Annotated in this window: 14 protein-coding genes and 1 pseudogene; 5 read left to right on the top strand and 10 right to left on the bottom strand. The window is 69.4% G+C overall.

Annotated elements, in window-relative coordinates:
• The 7 genes and pseudogenes from RN743_RS04025 to RN743_RS03995 all read right to left on the bottom strand — a co-directional run.
• Positions 1–478, bottom strand: a pseudogene (locus RN743_RS04025) (hypothetical protein); the annotation flags it as partial.
• A 92-nt stretch (positions 479–570) separates the two neighbouring features.
• The gene (locus RN743_RS04020) at positions 571–2,838 is read right to left on the bottom strand and encodes a TonB-dependent receptor (RefSeq protein WP_310776498.1); all 2,268 of its coding nucleotides are present in this window, start codon (positions 2,836–2,838) and stop codon (positions 571–573) included.
• 59 nt (positions 2,839–2,897) lie between these two features.
• Positions 2,898–3,503: a hypothetical protein gene (locus tag RN743_RS04015; protein ID WP_310776496.1), complete on the bottom strand. Its 606-nt coding sequence runs from the start codon at positions 3,501–3,503 to the stop codon at positions 2,898–2,900.
• Positions 3,504–3,734: 231 nt separating this feature from the next.
• A complete protein-coding gene (locus RN743_RS04010; RefSeq protein ID WP_310776494.1) occupies positions 3,735–5,879 on the bottom strand; it encodes an SUMF1/EgtB/PvdO family nonheme iron enzyme in 2,145 nt (714 codons plus the stop codon).
• Between the two features lie 7 nt (positions 5,880–5,886).
• Positions 5,887–6,258: a hypothetical protein gene (locus tag RN743_RS04005; RefSeq protein ID WP_310776492.1), complete on the bottom strand. Its 372-nt coding sequence runs from the start codon at positions 6,256–6,258 to the stop codon at positions 5,887–5,889.
• A 2-nt stretch (positions 6,259–6,260) separates the two neighbouring features.
• The gene (locus RN743_RS04000) at positions 6,261–7,025 is read right to left on the bottom strand and encodes a hypothetical protein (protein WP_310776490.1); all 765 of its coding nucleotides are present in this window, start codon (positions 7,023–7,025) and stop codon (positions 6,261–6,263) included.
• Positions 7,015–7,341, bottom strand: coding sequence for a helix-turn-helix transcriptional regulator (locus RN743_RS03995; protein ID WP_310776488.1), 327 nt, complete (start codon positions 7,339–7,341; stop codon positions 7,015–7,017). The genes RN743_RS04000 and RN743_RS03995 overlap by 11 nt, the downstream gene beginning before the upstream one ends.
• Before the next feature lie 164 nt (positions 7,342–7,505).
• Here RN743_RS03995 and RN743_RS03990 point away from each other — a divergent pair, with 164 nt between their 5' ends.
• From RN743_RS03990 to RN743_RS03980, 3 genes are read left to right on the top strand one after another with little or no spacing between them, the layout of a single operon-like run.
• On the top strand, positions 7,506–8,657 hold the full coding sequence (locus RN743_RS03990) for a hypothetical protein (protein WP_310776486.1): 1,152 nt from the start codon (positions 7,506–7,508) through the stop codon (positions 8,655–8,657).
• Positions 8,658–9,752 (top strand): hypothetical protein, encoded by a 1,095-nt coding sequence (locus RN743_RS03985; protein ID WP_310776484.1) that lies wholly within the window; start codon positions 8,658–8,660, stop codon positions 9,750–9,752.
• Between the two features lie 40 nt (positions 9,753–9,792).
• Entirely contained in the window at positions 9,793–10,185 is a 393-nt protein-coding gene (locus RN743_RS03980; RefSeq protein WP_310776482.1) for a co-chaperone GroES family protein, read from the top strand.
• A gap of 63 nt (positions 10,186–10,248) precedes the next feature.
• Here the strand turns inward: RN743_RS03980 and RN743_RS03975 are convergent, their stop codons facing one another.
• Positions 10,249–10,785, bottom strand: coding sequence for a hypothetical protein (locus RN743_RS03975; protein WP_310776480.1), 537 nt, complete (start codon positions 10,783–10,785; stop codon positions 10,249–10,251).
• 198 nt (positions 10,786–10,983) lie between these two features.
• Between RN743_RS03975 and typA the strand changes: the two genes are divergently transcribed.
• The gene (typA, locus tag RN743_RS03970; protein WP_310776478.1) at positions 10,984–12,849 is read left to right on the top strand and encodes a translational GTPase TypA; all 1,866 of its coding nucleotides are present in this window, start codon (positions 10,984–10,986) and stop codon (positions 12,847–12,849) included.
• A gap of 83 nt (positions 12,850–12,932) precedes the next feature.
• Here typA and RN743_RS03965 read toward each other — a convergent pair whose 3' ends face one another.
• Both RN743_RS03965 and RN743_RS03960 read right to left on the bottom strand, forming a co-directional pair.
• Entirely contained in the window at positions 12,933–14,813 is a 1,881-nt protein-coding gene (locus RN743_RS03965) for a TRAP transporter fused permease subunit (protein WP_310776476.1), read from the bottom strand.
• Positions 14,810–15,781, bottom strand: coding sequence for a TAXI family TRAP transporter solute-binding subunit (locus RN743_RS03960; RefSeq protein ID WP_310776474.1), 972 nt, complete (start codon positions 15,779–15,781; stop codon positions 14,810–14,812). The genes RN743_RS03965 and RN743_RS03960 overlap by 4 nt, the downstream gene beginning before the upstream one ends.
• Positions 15,782–15,998: 217 nt before the next feature.
• Between RN743_RS03960 and RN743_RS03955 the strand changes: the two genes are divergently transcribed.
• Entirely contained in the window at positions 15,999–17,201 is a 1,203-nt protein-coding gene (locus RN743_RS03955; protein ID WP_343218983.1) for an ATP-binding protein, read from the top strand.
• The last annotated feature ends 37 nt before the right edge of the window (positions 17,202–17,238 follow it).

Below are 17,238 nucleotides of genomic sequence, written 5' to 3'. Positions count from 1 at the left end.
GCCGGGTCAGCGCCGCGTGATAGTGCCAGTTGAAGTGCGCTTCGCTGCGGCGGTTCATGATGGCTTCGAGATCGAAGCTCCTCGATAGCTCGCCCGATTCAAAGCGCGCCAGGATGGAAGGCACCGTAGCGTGGTTGTGGTTGCCGAACCCCACGATCCGGTCCACCACGCCGAGAATATCGGAGGCGGCACCGTATCGGTACGTGCCGAGGCTGAAGCGGAGCACCGGCACCGGGACGACGAGGGCGTCGCGCGAGACATCGCCGGGTACCGGTGTACCACGCTGAACGAGCACGTATCGGAACTCTTGTCCCATACCGTTCGTGACCACGCGCAATACCTTGTAATGGCCGTGGTAGCTGACGGAGATCTGTGTCGTGTGACGGAACTCGGCCTTCTCGGGGAAATAATCCACCGCCGGGTCGAATCGTGCGACTGCGGCGGCGCTCAGGTTCTTCTCCGGGACACCCTCGAACAAGGGGAGCCCGGCCGAGTCCGGACTCCCCTTGTCGAACGCGCACGCCGCGCAGCCGAGGGCGACCGCGGCGAGCGAGGCGAGGCGTACGCGCACTATTCGAGCACCGTCGTCAGGTACATCTGGAGGGATCGGGGCGTGCCCACCCAGGCGTCTATTCCGCTGCTGCCCGTGTAGTAGCGCGCGTCGGTGAGGTTCCTCAGGGCGACCCGGACCTGGAGCGAAGGTGTGACATCGAACGCGGCGGACGCATCCAGCAAGGTATACGCCGGCATGAAAAGCCGAGAGCTCAGCCAGCTCTTCATCTCGGAACGGTGGTTGATCCCGCCTCCCAACTCCAGGCGTTCGGTCGCGCGCACCTGCACCCAGAGATTTGCGGAGTGCTTCGGGGCACCTCCCAGAGGCGTACCGGCCGCGTAGGCGGGATCGTCACGGACCTCGCCGTTTAGGTACGCGTATGCCGCCGTGACGAAGACGGTGGCGTGGGGCTGACCAGAAAGCTCGAGCTCAAGGCCGCGGCTTCCGTGGAGGCCGCCCTGTTCCACGAGCCAGTTTCCCTCGGAGTCCTGAATGAACGAGAGAACGCCCGTGTTCTCGAGGTCGAACACGGACGCCGTGGCGAGAAGTCGACCACCGGCCAGCCCCAGCTTGACGCCCGCCTCCCACTGCTCACCGTACGACGGATCGAAGAACTGCCCGTTGCGCGTGAAGAGCGTGGGGGCGAAGGACTGAGAGTAGCTGGCGTAGATCGACCCTTCCTCAGTCAGGGAGAAGAGCGCCCCGGCGTTTCCCGACCAGTCCTCGGCCGAGATCTCCTGGACATCGGACTCCTGCCTGAACGATGTGTAGCGGATGCCACCGCTCAGGTGGAGCCGCCCGATCCTGATTCTGTCGTTGAAGTACACGCCCGACACGGTGTTGTCGGACGATCCGCCGGAGGTTGCGGGAAGCGTCGGAATCCCCGACTCGGTTGGTTGGGTCACGTCAACGGGCGCGATCGCCGAGCCGAAGTTGTCGGTCGCGAGCGAGGACGCCTGGAGGTCGCCACCGAGCGTCCATTGATGCGACGTGGGGCCGAGATTCGTCCGGCCCAGAAGGTAGACATCGGCGTGCGCGTCGGTCTGTTCGATCTCGCGACGAGAAGCACTCCGCGAGAGCGTGCGATCGTCGTCGTCGAAGCTTCCGAGCGACACGCTGGTCGACGCCCAGTCATAATTCGACCAAGCCAGGTTCGCGCCGACGCGGGTCGCGCCGCCAATCGTAAACTCGGAGTTCACGGTCCCACTGAGCTGGTCGCGCTCGTAGGCTGCGTCGCTCTCGCCCAGGAAGAGGTCGGATGGCAGTCGGTCCAGGCCGGCGCTTGTTCCATCGGGAGAGCTTAGGCCCGGATAGTCTGTGCCCGTGCCGCGCGAAGCCTCCACCTCGACATCGATCCGCGCCCGCCCACCCGGCGTCCAGCGCAACGCGGGGGCGGCGAAGAGTTTATCGTAGCCGACGGCACTCGGGAACTGGCCGCCTCGCTCACCGGCGGCGTTGAGCCGGTAGGCGAGCGTGCCCGTCTGTCCGATCGGCCCGGTGACGTCCAGGTGACCCTCGGCGTGCCCGAACGAGCCTCCGCGCAGCGTGAGCGTGCTCCGCTGGACGTGCTCGGGCTTCTTGGTCACCACATTGATCACTCCGCCGGGATCCAGGTGCCCGAAGAGCACGGAGACGGGTCCCTTCAGAACTTCGACGCGCTCGACGTTCGGCTGCACAAGCTCCGCCGACTTGAGGATCTGCGCGCCGTTCTTCCGGAAGTTCCCGTTCGCGTCCGAGTAGAAGCCCCGGAGCGCGAAGTACTGCGAGGGACTCGATCCGCCGGATGACTGGACGACTCCCGCTACGTTGCGCATGTAGTCCCGCATGGTGCGGCCGCCTTGCGCCTTCACCAGCTCGGCGTCCACGATCGTGATCGGCTGGGGTACATCGAGCAGCACGTCCCCGGTCTTTCCCGACACCTGTGCGCGCAGCGCGTTCACTGTGACGTCCGGCAGCGGGATGGCGCGCGCAGCCATCGCAAGGTCCAGGCGCGCCGCGCCACTGGTGGGCACCTCGACCTCGGACCGCGCGTCCTCGTAGCCGATGCGCGTCGCGATCAGCACGTAACGACCGGGCGTCATTCCCACGAGGGTGAATCGGCCCTGTTCATCCGTGACGGCGCGCGCCGCGTGATCGACCACCGCGAACTCCACACCCACCACCGGCGCGCCGCTCTGATCGTCGGTGACGGTGCCCTCGACCTGCGGCGTCTGCTGCGCGGCGGCCTGGAGCGGCTGTATCGCGAGCAACGTTGCCAGGACCGGCATCCAGTGCTTGAGCTTCATAAACTTCTCCCCTTCTCGTGTGGTGAGTTTCTCGGACGATGCTACTTCTACTGCAACCCTCAACGACGGTCGTCGGAGGCGTGGATCGTTCCGTTTGGTCTCTCGACGGGCTCGGGATGCGGTTGGCCATCGATCGCGTCGGCGAGCGTGCGCCAAGCCTGGGGGAGCTCCTGCGGCGGCAGTCGCTCGGAGGGCCCTTTCCATTGGCGCAGGACGGCGCGACGATACTCGAGACCGCAGCGCGCGAGCGCCCACTCCTCGTAGTCCGCGACCCGCCGAATGGCGGCGACGGTCAGGTCAAGCGGTACGCGGAGCGATGGCGGCGCCGATCCAGCCGGGATCATGTCGGGCTTCCAGATCTGCCCCGGGATCGTCTTCGACGGTAGCCAAGCGGGTCGAAACTGGTAGCGGTTGAGGTAGACTCCACCCCGTTGCGGTGTTCCGTACAGGAGCCCGAACCCCCACAACACAAGGCTGTCGCCGCCGGGTAGCGCGAGCGTGTAGCAGCTCGATCCCGCTTCTCCCTCGGGCGGCCTTCTCTTGAGGAAGCCCGCTTCGAGCAGGAGGTTGCCTTCCCGACGCACGATGTCCCGGCCCCAGTTCCAGCACTGCCGGTGTAGCAGTCGTTGCCCCTTGCTTCGGAGGGAGGCGGAAATCGGGTTCACCGCCGTGCTCCGTTCGTCATCGGCCCACCCGCGATTCGGACGTGTCTGCGCTCCATGTCTTCTTCTGTGGTTCCAAGAGGGTCTGTCACGAAGTCCGCGTGGCCCGACCTGACCGACTCCGGTCGAGCTTAATGATATCAGATTATCAATAAGGAGCAAAGGGGTTGGATGCCGCGGTAGGGGAGTCGCCGGATCAGGTGATCTGAATCCGGCCGGGCGGGGCGGGCGCTCTCAGTCCAGGGTGAGGGCGACGCGGAAGCCGGTGCCGCCGCCGACCTGGGGGTGGGCGTGGCGCTCTTCGGCGGTGGCGAGGATGCTGCCGCCGCTGCGCCACGCCGCGCGCACGGTCCAGCGGAAGTAGCTGAAGGCGCCGCCCCGCCAGGTGGGGCGCAGGCAGCGGCCTTCGCTCCAGTGATGGGACGCTTCGCGGACGGGTGAGCCGTCGGTGGGCACCTCGTCGTAGGTGGCCGTCCAGCAGTCGGCGGCGAGTTCGGACACGTTGCCGAGCATGTCGTGGAGTCCCCACGGGTTTGGCGGCAGCGATCCCGTGGGGGCGGTGGATCCCACCTCCCACTCGAGTCCGCACTCCTCGCACACCGCGTGTCCGCTCCCCACCTCCTCTCCCCACCAGCGGGCGGTCGTCGTCCCGGCGCGGGCGGCGTATTCCCACTCGGCGCTGCTCGGCAGCCGATACGGGCGGCCGGTCTCCTCCGCCAGCCAGGCGAGGTACATCTCGGCGTCGAGCCAGGAGACGTGGATCACGGGACGGTCGCCCCGCCCCCATCCTCTGTCCTCGGGCCGGTAGTCGCATCCTCCCGCCGCGACGCAGCGGTCCCATTCGTCGAACGTCACCTCGTACTTGCCGATGGCGAACCGGTGTCCGAACTCGATCTGCACGCGGGGACGCTCCCGCTCCCGGCTGAACTCCGGCCGCCTCGGCTCCCGGTCGAGGCCCAGGCGCCGGTCCTCGCCCTCGGCGCGCCCCATCACGAACCCTCCCGGCGGCATTTCCACCATGACCGGACAGAGGTCGCAGTCCCTGAACTCGTGCAACCCCGCCGGGTTGGGCTCCGGGGGGCGCCGGGGGGGAGCCTCCGCCGCGGCGGAGGACGATTGTGTGGACCCGCCGCGCAGTACCGACCCGATCCGAGAGGGCGGGCTTTCCCCGGCGAGCGTGCCGCCATCGCGGGCGCCCGATCCGCCCACCGCCGCCGCGTCCGTCCCGACTTCATACAGCGACACCCGGATCTCCCCCGTCTCCAGCACCGGCCGCACCGCGACCAGCCGCGACGGCGACGCGAACCCGACGGGAATCGCCGGGATGTCGAGCGTCCCCAGGTATCCGCCCTCAGCCCCGAATACGTCGATGACCTCGGGGATGAGACCGCGCGTGCGCCGCGACACCCACAGCCCTCCCGACGGGTCGGGCGTGAAGCCGACGATGGGCGACAGCACCTCCTCGTATCCGGTGGCGTCGACCACTTCCCCGGCCGTCACGCCGCACTGCCGCATGAGGCTCCCGTACGGGCCCGGGCCGAACGAGAGCGATGCCATCGCCATCGCCCGCGTGACCGGGATCGCGGGGGCCGCCGACCGCCGCACGCTGGCGAAGACCTCTCCCCCCGCGTAGCCGTCGATCCGGAACCCCTCCCCGTTCGCGAACCAGAGCGTGTCGCCGCGGCTCGCCCACACCGCGTCCGGCGCGAACACCTTCGGGGCGGGCATGGACGCGCACGGCAGTTCCATGAGCGACAGTTCCCTCCGCACGACGTGGACGGGTTCCGCGCCGCGCGGGGTGTGAACCGCCAGCGTCTGGTCCATCGACATGTCCGCCGTCGTCGAACCCACGGTCGCGAACCAGTCCGCCACCGCGCCCTCGCCGACCGCGAACCCGGGTCCCCAATAGTTCGCGGGGAGCCGTTCCTCGCCCGCGAACTCTCCTTCCCGCGACCAGCGGCTGAGCACGCCCCGCCGCGCATCGAGCGCCACGAGCGTCCCGCCCGGCGCCAGCGTCAGCGCGGACACGCCCCGGAACTCGCCCGGACCCTCTCCCGGCCGTCCCAACGCCTCCACGAACGCCCCCGCGCCGTCGAACACGGCGACCCGGGCGCCCGTCATGTCCGCCACGTAGACCCGCTCGGCCGTCGGATCCGCGACCACCCCCCAGGGGAGCGCCGTGAGCGCGCTGTCGGGCGTCATGAGGTCCGCGATGTGCACCGCCCCGCCCGCGAACGGCGCGTCGGCGGACTCGTTGTCGGAGATCGCCACCCCCGCCGAGTCGCGCCGCGACAGGCCCCCGATACCGTCCTCCGGCCCCGGGGCGCAGGCACCGCCCGCGAGGACGAAACCGGCTGCGACGAGCGTCGGGACCCGCATCGGCGCGTTACGCCGCATCCCGCCGGCCGTTCGCGTACTGCAGGGCGAGCCAGGCGATCGACGCCACGCCGAGGATCAGGAAACCGACGATGGACGAGCCCAGCGCGACCTGGATCCCGCCCCAGGCCAACCCTGCGTTTACCTCCCCCGCCCGCGAGATGGCTTCCGCCGCCAGCCAGACGCCGACCAGCGATCCGAGCACCCCGAGGCATGCGGCGAGCGCGCCGAGAACCAGGACGGAGTGGATGCGCAGACCCGCCGGCGGGGCTCCCGACGACCGGAACTGGTCGGCCGTCGCGCGTCCGATCTGTACCAGCATCAGGATCAGCACGATCCAGATCGGATACTGGATGAATCCGAGTGATTCGATGAAGGACATCGCTACCTCCGCCTTGATGGGGTGGGTGGGAGCCGCGAGGCGAAGAACGCCGATATGCGGTGCTCCATGGTTTCGTCGTCGATCAGGCGCGGGGTGATCGCGAGCCAGCCGAAGAGTCCGAAGATCGCCGCGCTCAACCCGAGCGCGGCGAAGGAGACGACGCGGCCGACGGCGTCCCACATGGCCGGCGGCGCAAAGCCTTCGGCTTCAAGCGCTCCGAAGGCGCCCCAGACCTCCCGGGCGGCGCCCAGCGCCCCGAGGGCGACCGCGAGGACGATGAGCCCGATCTGCCGCTCCCAAAGCCGGCGCCGCAGCTCGCGCCGCAGGTCGCCGTCGATCCAGAGACGCTTGGCGGCGCGGGTCCAGTTCGCGGCGAGCAGGGCGACGACGATGACTTGGGGCCAGGCCAGCACGGCCGCGGAGCCGAGGGCGCCCGTCCCGAGGATGGTGATGCACGCCACCGCCCCGGCCAGGCCCGTGGCCACGACGATCCCGAGGCGTTCCACCCGATCGATCCATCCGGTGCCCCGCGCCCAGCGGCCCAGAGGCGGCGCGTGCTGTGCCTCGAGTTGCGCGAGCGTCTCCGTGCCCGGCACGACCCGGCGGAGGGCGGCGCGGCGTGCCTGCGCCGGCCCGTATCCGCGACGTTCCAGTTCCGCCTGCAGCGCCTCCGCGTCGGCGTCGACTTCCTCCAGCACGTCGAGGCGGCGTCGCGGCGGCACCGCGAGACTCCGTTCGACGTCGGCCAGGGGGTGTTCAGGCCGCATGCGTCCCCCCGAAGAGTTCCAGCAGCACCCGAAACTGCCGTTCCAGTTGCGCCGCCCCCGCAGCGAGTTCGGCCCGGCCGTCGTCGGTGAGTTCGTAGGTCTTCCGCCGCCGGCCCTCTCCGCCCCACGTGCCACGCACATGCCCGTTCGTCTCCAGCCGGTGCAGGATCGGGTAGAGCGTCCCGTGCTGAAACGAAAAGGCGCCCCCCGTCCGTTCCTCCACGGAGAGCGCGATCTGGTAGCCGTGCGCGGGTCCCCGCTCCAGGACCGCGAGCACGAGCAGTTCGTTGATTCGCTTCGAGAGCGTGGCCTGCAAGCGGCACCTCGTTTCGACCGTCCACGTCCACCGCGGCGCCCGGCACGCCCGGGAGCCTCTGAAGCATGATATAAAGATCATCTTTATATCGCAAGTCTGCATACGAAGAAGTGGCGGCGGTCGCGGGTATCCCCGACCGAGCCAGTCCACGACATTGGAGGCGCATGTATACGACCTGCATCTTCTGCCACGCCGACCTCAAGCGGAACGAGGCCATCGAGGAGTTCCCCGTCGGGCGCCGTCTGGCCTTCGATGGCGCCCGGGGACGGCTGTGGGTCGTGTGCCGGCGCTGCGAGCGCTGGAACCTCTCGCCGCTGGAGACGCGCTGGGAGGCGATCGAAGCTTGCGAACGCGCCTTCGAGACCACGCGCATGCGGGTCGCCTCCGACAACATCGGCCTCGCGAAGCTCAAGGAGGGTCTCGAACTCGTCCGCGTCGGAGATCCTCTGCGCCAGGAGTTCGCCGCCTGGCGCTACGGCGACCAGTTCGGCCGGCGCCGCAAGCGGGCCATGCTCATCACCGGGGCCGGGGCAGCCGCCGTCGGGGCGCTCTGGGCCGGAGGGTTCGTCTCGTTGGGCGGACTGTGGATCGGGACCAGGATGTCACAGAGGTGGTACCGCAATCGCATCATCCTTCGCACCCGGGACCCGCGAGGCACGCCGGTTCGGATCCAGCGAAAACACCTCTATACATCCTGCCTCGTGCCGGATGACGAGGGGCGCGGCTGGGGCTTGCGCGTCGATCACCTTCCCGGCCGGGAGGGAGGGAGTAGGCGGAAGACGATGATCGTGCACGGCCGCGAGGCGCTCGGGCTGGCCGGACAGCTGATGGCGCAGGCCAACCGCCGCGGGGGCAAGAAGGACGAGATCCGCGGGGCCGTGCGCCGCATCGAGCGCGCCGGCCATCCGGAGGCATTCCTCCCGGAAGCCGCGGAACTCGCGCAGCGCGCCATCCGCCGTTCCGGCTTGGCTACGCGCAGCTCGCCTTCCCTCGGAGACCGCCGCCGGGAGGAAATTGCCGCCAGAGAACTGGAAAAGCTCCGGAAGCCCCTGCCGGGTTCCCTCGCCGGCCTGGCCCCCGGTCTGCGGCTGGCGATCGAGATGGCGACGCACGAGGAGGCCGAGCGGCAGGCGCTCGAAGGGGAACTGAAAGAACTCGAGGCACGGTGGCGGGAGGCGGAGGAGATCGCCCGCATCGCCGACAACCTCTTCGTGCCGGATAGTGTCGACGACTTCATCGACGAAGAGCGCGCGCGTCCCGGCGGCGACCCCGCGCCTCGCGACGTGGAACCCGCGAACGCGATGAAGAACGCCTGAATGTATTCGACGTGCATCTTCTGCCACGGCGACCTCGGCCGGAACGAGGCCATCGAGGAGTTCCCGGTCGGCCGGCGCCTGGCGTTCGACGGGGCGAAGGGACGGCTCTGGGTCGTGTGCCGGCGCTGCGAGCGCTGGAACCTGTCGCCGCTGGAGACGCGCTGGGAGGCGATCGAAGCCTGCGAGCGCGCCTTCGAGAGCACCCGCATGCGGGTCGCCTCCGACAACATCGGCCTCGCGAAGCTCAAGGAGGGCCTCGAACTCGTCCGCGTCGGCGACCCCGTCCGCCAGGAGTTCGCCGCCTGGCGCTACGGCGACCAGTTCGGCCGGCGCCGCCGCCGCGCCGCGCTCGTCACCGGGGCCGTCGGGGCGGTGGCGGGTGGGGTCGTCGTCGGCGGCACGATCGCCGGGTTCGCGATGGGCGGCATCTTCCCGGGGCTCTTCCAGGGGGCTCAAGCCTGGTATCGCGATCGCGTCCTTCTCCGTCTCAGGGACGAGCACGGCGATCCCATCCGAATACAGCGGAAACACCTCTACACGTCGCGCCTGGTACCCGGCCCTGATGCATCGGGATGGGACCTCCGCGTCGATCACATCCCGGGCTGGGACAAGTGGGGGAAGACCCGCAAGCGCAAGAACCGCCGACATACGATGATCGTGCACGGGAGCGAAGCGATCGGCCTCGCGGGCCAGCTCATGGCCCACGCCAACCGGAGTGGCGGGGCCCGGAAGGCGATCCGCGCCGCCGTCGAGCGGATCGAAGAGGCCGGACATCCGGAGGCTTTCCTGCCGCGGGCGGCTCGCCGCGCCATCAGCGACTTCTCCGGTTCGGGAAAGGCGGATCTCCCCCCGAAGAAGGTCGAGAATCTTATGAAGCCGCTTCCCGGAACCTTGGCGGGTCTCAAGGTGGACATGCGGCTGGCCATCGAGATGGCGACGCACGAGCAGGCCGAGCGCGAAGCCCTGGAGGGCGAACTGAAGGAACTGGAGGCGCGGTGGCGCGAGGCGGAGGAGATCGCCCGCATCGCCGACAACCTCCTTCTCCCCGAGAGCGTCGACAGCTTCATCGCCGACGAGCGTTCGAGGACCGACTGATCAGCCTGTCCGGGGTCGTCGCGGTTCCCTATCGTGCCGCATGAGCGAGAAGAAACTCATCGTCGTCGGCGACCGCGTGCTCATTGAGCCGCTGGAGGGCGAGGACCGCACGAACGTCGGCCTCTACCTGCCTCCCACGGCGATCGACAAGCAGGCCGTGCAGGCGGGGACGGTGGTGGCCGTCGGCCCCGGAACGCCGGTCGGTCCGCCCGCCGAACTCGGGGACGAGCCCTGGAAGATCGGCGCCACCGAAGCCCGCTATCTCCCGATGCAGGCGCGGCCGGGCGACTACGCCCTCTTCTTCCGGAAGGCCGCGGTGGAGATCACCTTCGAGGGCACCCAATACCTCGTCGCACCGCAGGGCGCGATCCTCACCCTGGTCCGCGAGGAGGACGAAGAAGCCTCCGACAGCTTCGATCCCTCGTTCCTCTAAAGCCGCTGGCCAGGACCCGGCCCCACGGCGGGCCGGCGTTACGGCGGGCGGGCGTTCGGTGGACTAGCGGTCGACGGGGCCGATCCGGTTGGGACGCAGGGAGTGGCAGTTCACCTCCCAGGACGTCGCCCGGGCCTGAATCGCAGCGTCACCCGCCGGGGATGCGGCCGCCGCCTGTCCACGTAGCCGCGCCACCGCCCGTCCGACCATCTCCCCGCGACTGCGGCGCAGCGCCACCGCGCCCCGCACCTCGGGACTCGACCACACGACCCAGAGGGTGTCCGCCCGCGTGAACCAGCGCGTCTCCAGGCCGGAGAGATCTCCGTCGCCCGCGAGAGGGACGGCCCTGTAGGCGGTCATGGCCCGCCCGTACGCGTCGACGGAGTCGGCGAACAGCATGAGCGACCGCACGACGGGCGGGTCGGCTTCGGGAGACTCCCCGCCCTCATCCGCGAGCCAGGTGTCGAACTGGAGGTGCCGGCAGCCGAGGAAATCCCACAGGCGGAGATCGGGAGGTTCGGGGGGCGGCGGCGGAGGCCCGGACTCCCGGAAGCGGAACCAGATCGAGACCCAGACGAAGACGACCGACAATCCGGCCACCGCCATCCATCGTTTTGTTCTCAGCTCGCACCTCCGGCCGCGCCAGAATCGCCGCGGCAACCTAGTGTCGCCCTCGCCGCCGTGCACACGCCCTCGCAGCCCGCGCAGCTTTGTCGTTCGGCGCCGGCGACGGTAGAATATCCCCGCGATTCCCCGCCGTTTCCCCCCAACCGCGAGTACGCGGAAGTCGAGGCCTGCGTGGCGCCCCCGCCCGGGAAGATCAGGAACATTGCGATCATCGCCCACGTCGATCACGGGAAGACGACGCTCGTCGACCACATGCTGCGGCAGGCGGGCGCATTCCAGTCGCACGAGCGGGTCGAGGAACGCGTCATGGACTCCAACCCGCTGGAGCGCGAACGCGGCATCACGATCCTGTCGAAGAACACGGCCGTGCGCTGGGGCGAGACGAGGATCAACATCGTCGACACGCCCGGCCACGCGGACTTCGGCGGCGAGGTCGAGCGCATCCTCCGCATGGTGGACGGCGTACTCCTCCTCGTGGACGCGGCCGAAGGGCCCATGCCGCAGACGCGCTTCGTCACGCGGAAGGCCCTCGCCCTGGGGCTCGCGCCCGTGGTCGTGATCAACAAGGTGGACCGCCCCGACCAGCGCGCCACCGAAGTACACGACGATGTGCTGGAACTGTTCCTGGAGCTGGACGCCACCGAGGCCCAGCTCGACGCCCCGTTCCTCTACGCGAGTGCGCGGGACGGCTGGGCATCGCCCGACAGCGAGGCGCGCGGCGGAGACCTGGAGCCGTTGTTCGAGACGATCGTGGCGGCGGTCCCCTCCCCCGCCGGCGACCCCGAAGGGCCGTTCCAGATGCTGGCCTCGACGCTGGACCACTCCAGTTACGTGGGGCGCATCGCGATCGGCCGCATCGAGCGGGGCGCGGTGGCGGAGGGGGACGGGGTCGTGCTGCTTCCGCTCGGAGAGCCCGGCACCGTGCCCGCAGACGAGGCGCTCCCGGCCCGGGTGCTCAAGATCTACGGCTTCGACGGGCTGAAGCGGGTCGAAACGCCGCGCGCGAGCGCCGGCGACATCGTGGCGCTGGCGGGACTCGAAGGCGTGGAGATCGGCCAGACGATCACGGACCCCGGCCACAGGGAGCGTCTCCGGGGGATCGCCGTGGAGCGGCCCACGCTCGCGGTGGATTTCCGGGTCAACGACGCCCCCTTCGCCGGGCGAACGGGCAAGTACGTCACGACCCGGCAACTGCGCCAGCGCCTCTTCCGGGAACTGGAGCGGAACGTGGCTCTCCGCGTCGAGCCCACCGACGCCCCCGACACCTTCTCCGTCTCGGGCCGCGGGGAACTCCACCTCACCATCCTCATGGAAACGATGCGGCGGGAGGGGTACGAGTTCTCCGTCTCGCGCCCCCGCGTCATCCTGCGCGAGGGACCCGACGGGGAGGTCCTCGAGCCGTACGAGGAGGCCGTGATCGAGGTCCCGTCCGGGATGGTCGGCGTGGTGATGGAGAAGATGGGAAGCCGGCGGGCCGAACTCATCTCGATGCGGCCGACGGACCAGGGCCCGGTGCGCCTGGATTTCAAGCTCCCGTCCCGCGGCCTGTTCGGATACCGCTCCGAGTTCCTCACCGACACGCGCGGCGAGGGCCAGTTGCACCACCGCTTCCTCGAATACGGCCCCCGCGCCGGACACCTCGAACACCGGCGCCGGGGCGTGCTCGTCGCGGACCGCCCCGGGACCTCGGTGTCTTTCGCCCTCTTCAACCTGCAGGAGCGGGCCGAAATGCTGATCGGCCCCGGCGTCGAGGTCTACAGCGGGATGATCGTGGGCGAGCACGTCCGCGCCGGCGACCTGGAAGTGAACGTGTCGAAGGGCAAGAAGCTCACGAACATGCGCGCCGCCGCCGCGGACGAGAACGTGCGCCTGGAGTCGCCGCGCGAACTGACGCTCGAACTCGCCCTCGAGTTCATCAACGACGACGAATTGATCGAGGTCACGCCCGACGCGATCCGCCTCCGCAAGCGCAAGCTCGACCCGATCGAGCGCAAGAAGGCGATGCGCCGCGCCGCCGCCGAGGCGCGAGGAGACTGACGCGGCGGAGAGAGGGGAGAAGCGTAGTCGTTTTGACCGGCAACGGGCGATTACTAAGCGTTTTTTCAGGCAACAGGCGATTTCTAAACGGTCTTTTGGCCATGTAAGCGATTCTCTTGGGATCCCGTCCGGGCGTGGAAGGCGAACACGGCGGCGCCCAGCAGGACGCCGGCGATCCGGGCCGCGGCGTTCGGGACGAGGATGAGGGCGCCCGCGAGCCCGAACAGGGCGCGTTCTGCGGCGCCGCACGCGGCCAGCGCGAACCCTTCGATCGCGTACGCCGCGACCGAGATGAGCGCCACGGTGCAGACGATGGCGAAGACGAAGTCCGTCACGGCGGTGCCGTCCACGAGGATCAGCGCCGAGTAGGCCATCATCGCGGGCACGATGAAGAAGCCGAGCGAGAGCTTCACGGCTTGGGTCGCCGTCCGCATGGGCGCGGAACCCGCTACCCCCGCCCCCGCGAAGGCGGCGAGCGCGATGGGCGGCGTCACGTTCGACGTCTGCGAGAGCCAGAAGATGATCATGTGCGCGACGAGGAGGGAGAGGCCGAGTCCCTCGAGCGCGGGCGCCGCCATGACCGAGATCACGATGTAGGCCGCGGTCACGGGCAGTCCCATCCCGAGGACAAGCGCCGCGATCGCGATGAAGATGAGCGCGAGCCAGAGCAGCCCGCCCGCCGCCTGGACGACGGACTCCGTGAACTGGAGGCCGATCCCGGTCTGGCCGATCACGCCCACGACGATCCCGGCCGTGGCGCACGCCAGCGAGATCGGCAGCGCCAGGACGGCCCCGGTCCGCAGCCCCTCCAGGATCGTGCGCCAGCCGACCCGCGTCCGCTTCCGCGCCATCCCCGTGACGACGACCGCGAGGCACCCCACGGCCCCGACGAGCGGCGGTGAATAGTTGAGGAGGAGGAGCGCCACCACGAGCCCGAGCGGAAGCAGGAAGTGGACGCCCTCGCGCAGCGTGCGCCGCACCGGCGGCGGGTTCTTCATCCCCCGAAGTCCCAGTTTCAGGGCCATGAGGTGGACGAAGAGGAGCGTGCACCCGAAGTAGAGGATCGCGGGCGCGATGGAGAGCGCCACGATCTCCCGGTACGGCGTGTTCGTGAAGTCCGCCATGATGAACGCGCCGGCGCCCATGATCGGCGGCATGATCTGGCCTCCGGTGGACGCGGCCGCCTCGATCCCGCCCGCCTGTTCCGGACGGTAGCCGAGCTTCTTCATCATCGGGATCGTGAGCGCGCCCGTCGTCACCGTGTTCGCGATCGCCGAGCCCGAGATCGACCCCATGGCCGCGGAGGCGATGACGCTCGCCTTGGCCGGCCCGCCCCGGAACCGGCCCGCGGCGGCGAAGGCTAGGTCGATGAAGAAGCGCCCCGCCCCCGTCACCTCGAGGAAGGCGCCGAAGAGCACGAAGATGAACACGGTCCCCGCCGCGATCCCCAGCGGCGTCCCGAACAGGCCCGACCCCGTGAAGATCTGGAAGCGGAGGATGCGCTCCAGCGTGAAGCCGCGATTCGCGATCACGTCCGGCAGCAGATCCCCGAACCCCGCGTAGAGTAGGAAGACGAGGCCCACGGCGACCATCACCCAGCCCACGGCGCGGCGCGTCGCCTCGAAGAGGAGGATGACGAACACGAGGCCCGCGATCAGGTCGTGCGTCGTGAGCCCGTACAGGATGTGGTCGACCCCGCGGTAGTCGAAGCCCACGATGACCCACCCGCAGTAGAGGGCGACCAGCGCCAGGGCCGCATCGAGCCACAGGCACCAGCGGGGCGCGGGGCCCTCCCCCGTCCACGAGGGCTTGGCGAGAAAGGTGAGGACGACGACCCAGGCGAGGTGGATCGGCCGGCCGAGCGTGGCCGAGAGCGTGCCGGTCGTGCTCTGCCAGAGCTGGAAGAGGGAGAGCCCCACCGCGAGGGCGAAGAGGATGCGCCGCCACGGCGGCCGGGCCGTCAACGCGCCAGAATCTCGTCGAAGTAGCGCAGGGCGCCGGGGTGGAGCGGGAAGTCGCCCACGTCACGCGCCGAGGGCGGCGTGATGAAGCTCGCCACGCCGGAGATGTTCTCGAGATCCTCGCGGCGTTCCAGCATCGTCCGCGTGAGGTCGTAGGCGAGCCCGTCCTCCATCGCGCGGTGGACGACGACCAGGTTCCAGAGCGTCGGCGTGAGCACCGGCTCGTCGACGCCGCGGTAGACGCCGGGTGGCACACGGAAGCCGCTGTAGGCGGGCTCCGACCGGACGATCGTCGCGATCTCATCCTCCGAGAAGGGAACGAGGACCATGTCCCGCGAGACGCCGATCTCGACCACGGCGGGCATCCCGAGGCCGCCCGCGATGAATCCGGCATCCAGCGTCCCGTCCTTGAGCCCGTTCGACATCTGCGCGTAGTTGAGCTGCCGCACGGTGAAGTCGGACTCCCCGATCCCCATCGCCTCGAGCACGTTCCAGGCGGTGACCGCGTTCCCCGACCCCGGCGGGCCGACGGACACGCGGCGCCCGCGGAGATCGTGTACCGATTCGATCCCCGTGTTCCGGGTCGTCACGAGGTGAACGACGTTGGGATAGAGCTTCCCCAGGGAGGCGAGCGGCATGGGCTCCGGGAAGCGCCCGCTGCCGGCCAGCGCCGCGGCGAGCGCGTCGGCCTGGGTGAAGCCGACCTCGCTCTCCCCCTTGGCGACCTGGATGAGGTTCGTCACGGAGCCGGCCGTCGTCTCGGCCTTCATGTTCACGCCGTCCACGTGCCGCGACCAGATGGAGGCGAGCCCGCCCCCGAGCGGGTAGTAGAGCCCGTTCGTATTCCCGGTCGCGATCGAGAGCGTCCGCTGCCCCCCGCCCCCGCAGTCCGCCGCGGCGATGGCCCCCAGGGCGCCCAGGCCCCCGACGACGCCGATCACGAGGCGGCGCAGCGCGATCCCGCGTCGCATCAACTGCTCCGCCCAGCCACTGGCCTTCGCATTCGGCCGCTCCCCTCAGCGTTGCCCCTCGATCACACGGTGCTGCTATGCTCTCCCCGTCCCACCTTCCGAGGCAAGCGCCACCCCGCCCGGCCCCCGTCGTTCCGTGTCCGGGCGAAGCCTCGCGCGATCATCGAACCTTGTAAATTCGGTATTGCATTCCTAAAATCCAAGCATGAACAGTGCGATGATCCCCCGGTTGCTGGGGCCGCAGGTGGAAGAGCACCTCTCGCTCTTTCCGGCGGTCGGACTCCTCGGTCCGCGCCAGGTCGGGAAGACGACGTTGGCGCGAGCTATCGCGGATTCCCGGGAGGAGGGCGCCCACGGGGAGCCCGGCCGGGTGGCCGGCGGTCTGTACCTGGATCTGGAGAATCCCGCGGATCTCGCACGGCTGGCCGAGGGATCGGGTTATCTCAAGGGAGTGAAGGACCGACTCGTCGTACTGGACGAGATTCAGCGAGCGCCCGAGTTGTTCCGTGAACTGCGCGGGATCATCGACCGGAGGATCTGGGGGGGTGAGCAGGCCGGACAATTCCTCATCCTCGGATCCGCCTCGCTCGAACTGCTACGCCAGTCTGGAGAGAGCCTCGCGGGCCGTATCGGGTACCTGGAACTCGGTCCCCTGGATGTTCGCGAGGTCGAGGCGGACCGACTTCTGCGCTTGTGGAACCGAGGCGGCTTCCCGCCGAGTTTTCTCGCACCGTCGGACGAGGCGAGCGCGCTGTGGCGGGAGAACTTCATTCGGACCTATCTCGAGCGCGACATCCCTCAACTGGGACCGCGCATCCCGGCCGAAACGCTGCGCCGCTTCTGGACCATGCTCGCGCACTCCCAGGGCGGACTGTGGAACGCGTCCACCTTCGCCCGGAGTCTGGGCGTGGACGGGAAGACGGTCGCGCGCTACGCGGATCTGCTGGTCGATCTCCTCCTGGTACGCCGACTGCAGCCGATCCACGTGAACGTCCGCAAGCGGCTCGCCAAATCACCGCGCCTCTACCTGCGGGACAGCGGGGTCCTGCACGCGCTACTCGGAATCCCGGACCTGGACTACCTGCTCGGCCACCCCGTCGCGGGCCCCAGTTGGGAGGGCTTCGCGATCGAGACCCTGATCCGGGCAGCGCCGGACCGGCTTACTCCACCGGGCTTCTACCGAACGGCCACCGGCGTGGAGATCGACCTGATCCTGGAAGTGCCGGGCCCCCGAAGGTGGGCCATCGAGATCAAGCGCGGACTCGCGCCACGGATGGGAAAAGGGTTCCGCATCGCACTCGAGGACGTAAAGGCCGACAGGGCCTTCGTCGTGTACGGCGGCGACGACCGCTATCCCGTGAGAGGCGGAGTCGAGGTCATCGGACTGCGCGAGTTGGCGCTGGAACTGGCCGCTCTTTAGTCCCGTCCGCCCGACGCGGTCAGTTCCGCCTCGGGGG

It is taken from the genome of Candidatus Palauibacter scopulicola, from assembly GCF_947581915.1.
Taxonomy (GTDB): domain Bacteria; phylum Gemmatimonadota; class Gemmatimonadetes; order Palauibacterales; family Palauibacteraceae; genus Palauibacter; species Palauibacter scopulicola.
Note: the sequence above shows the minus strand (reverse complement) of the source record. Positions and strands in the feature narration are given on the sequence as shown.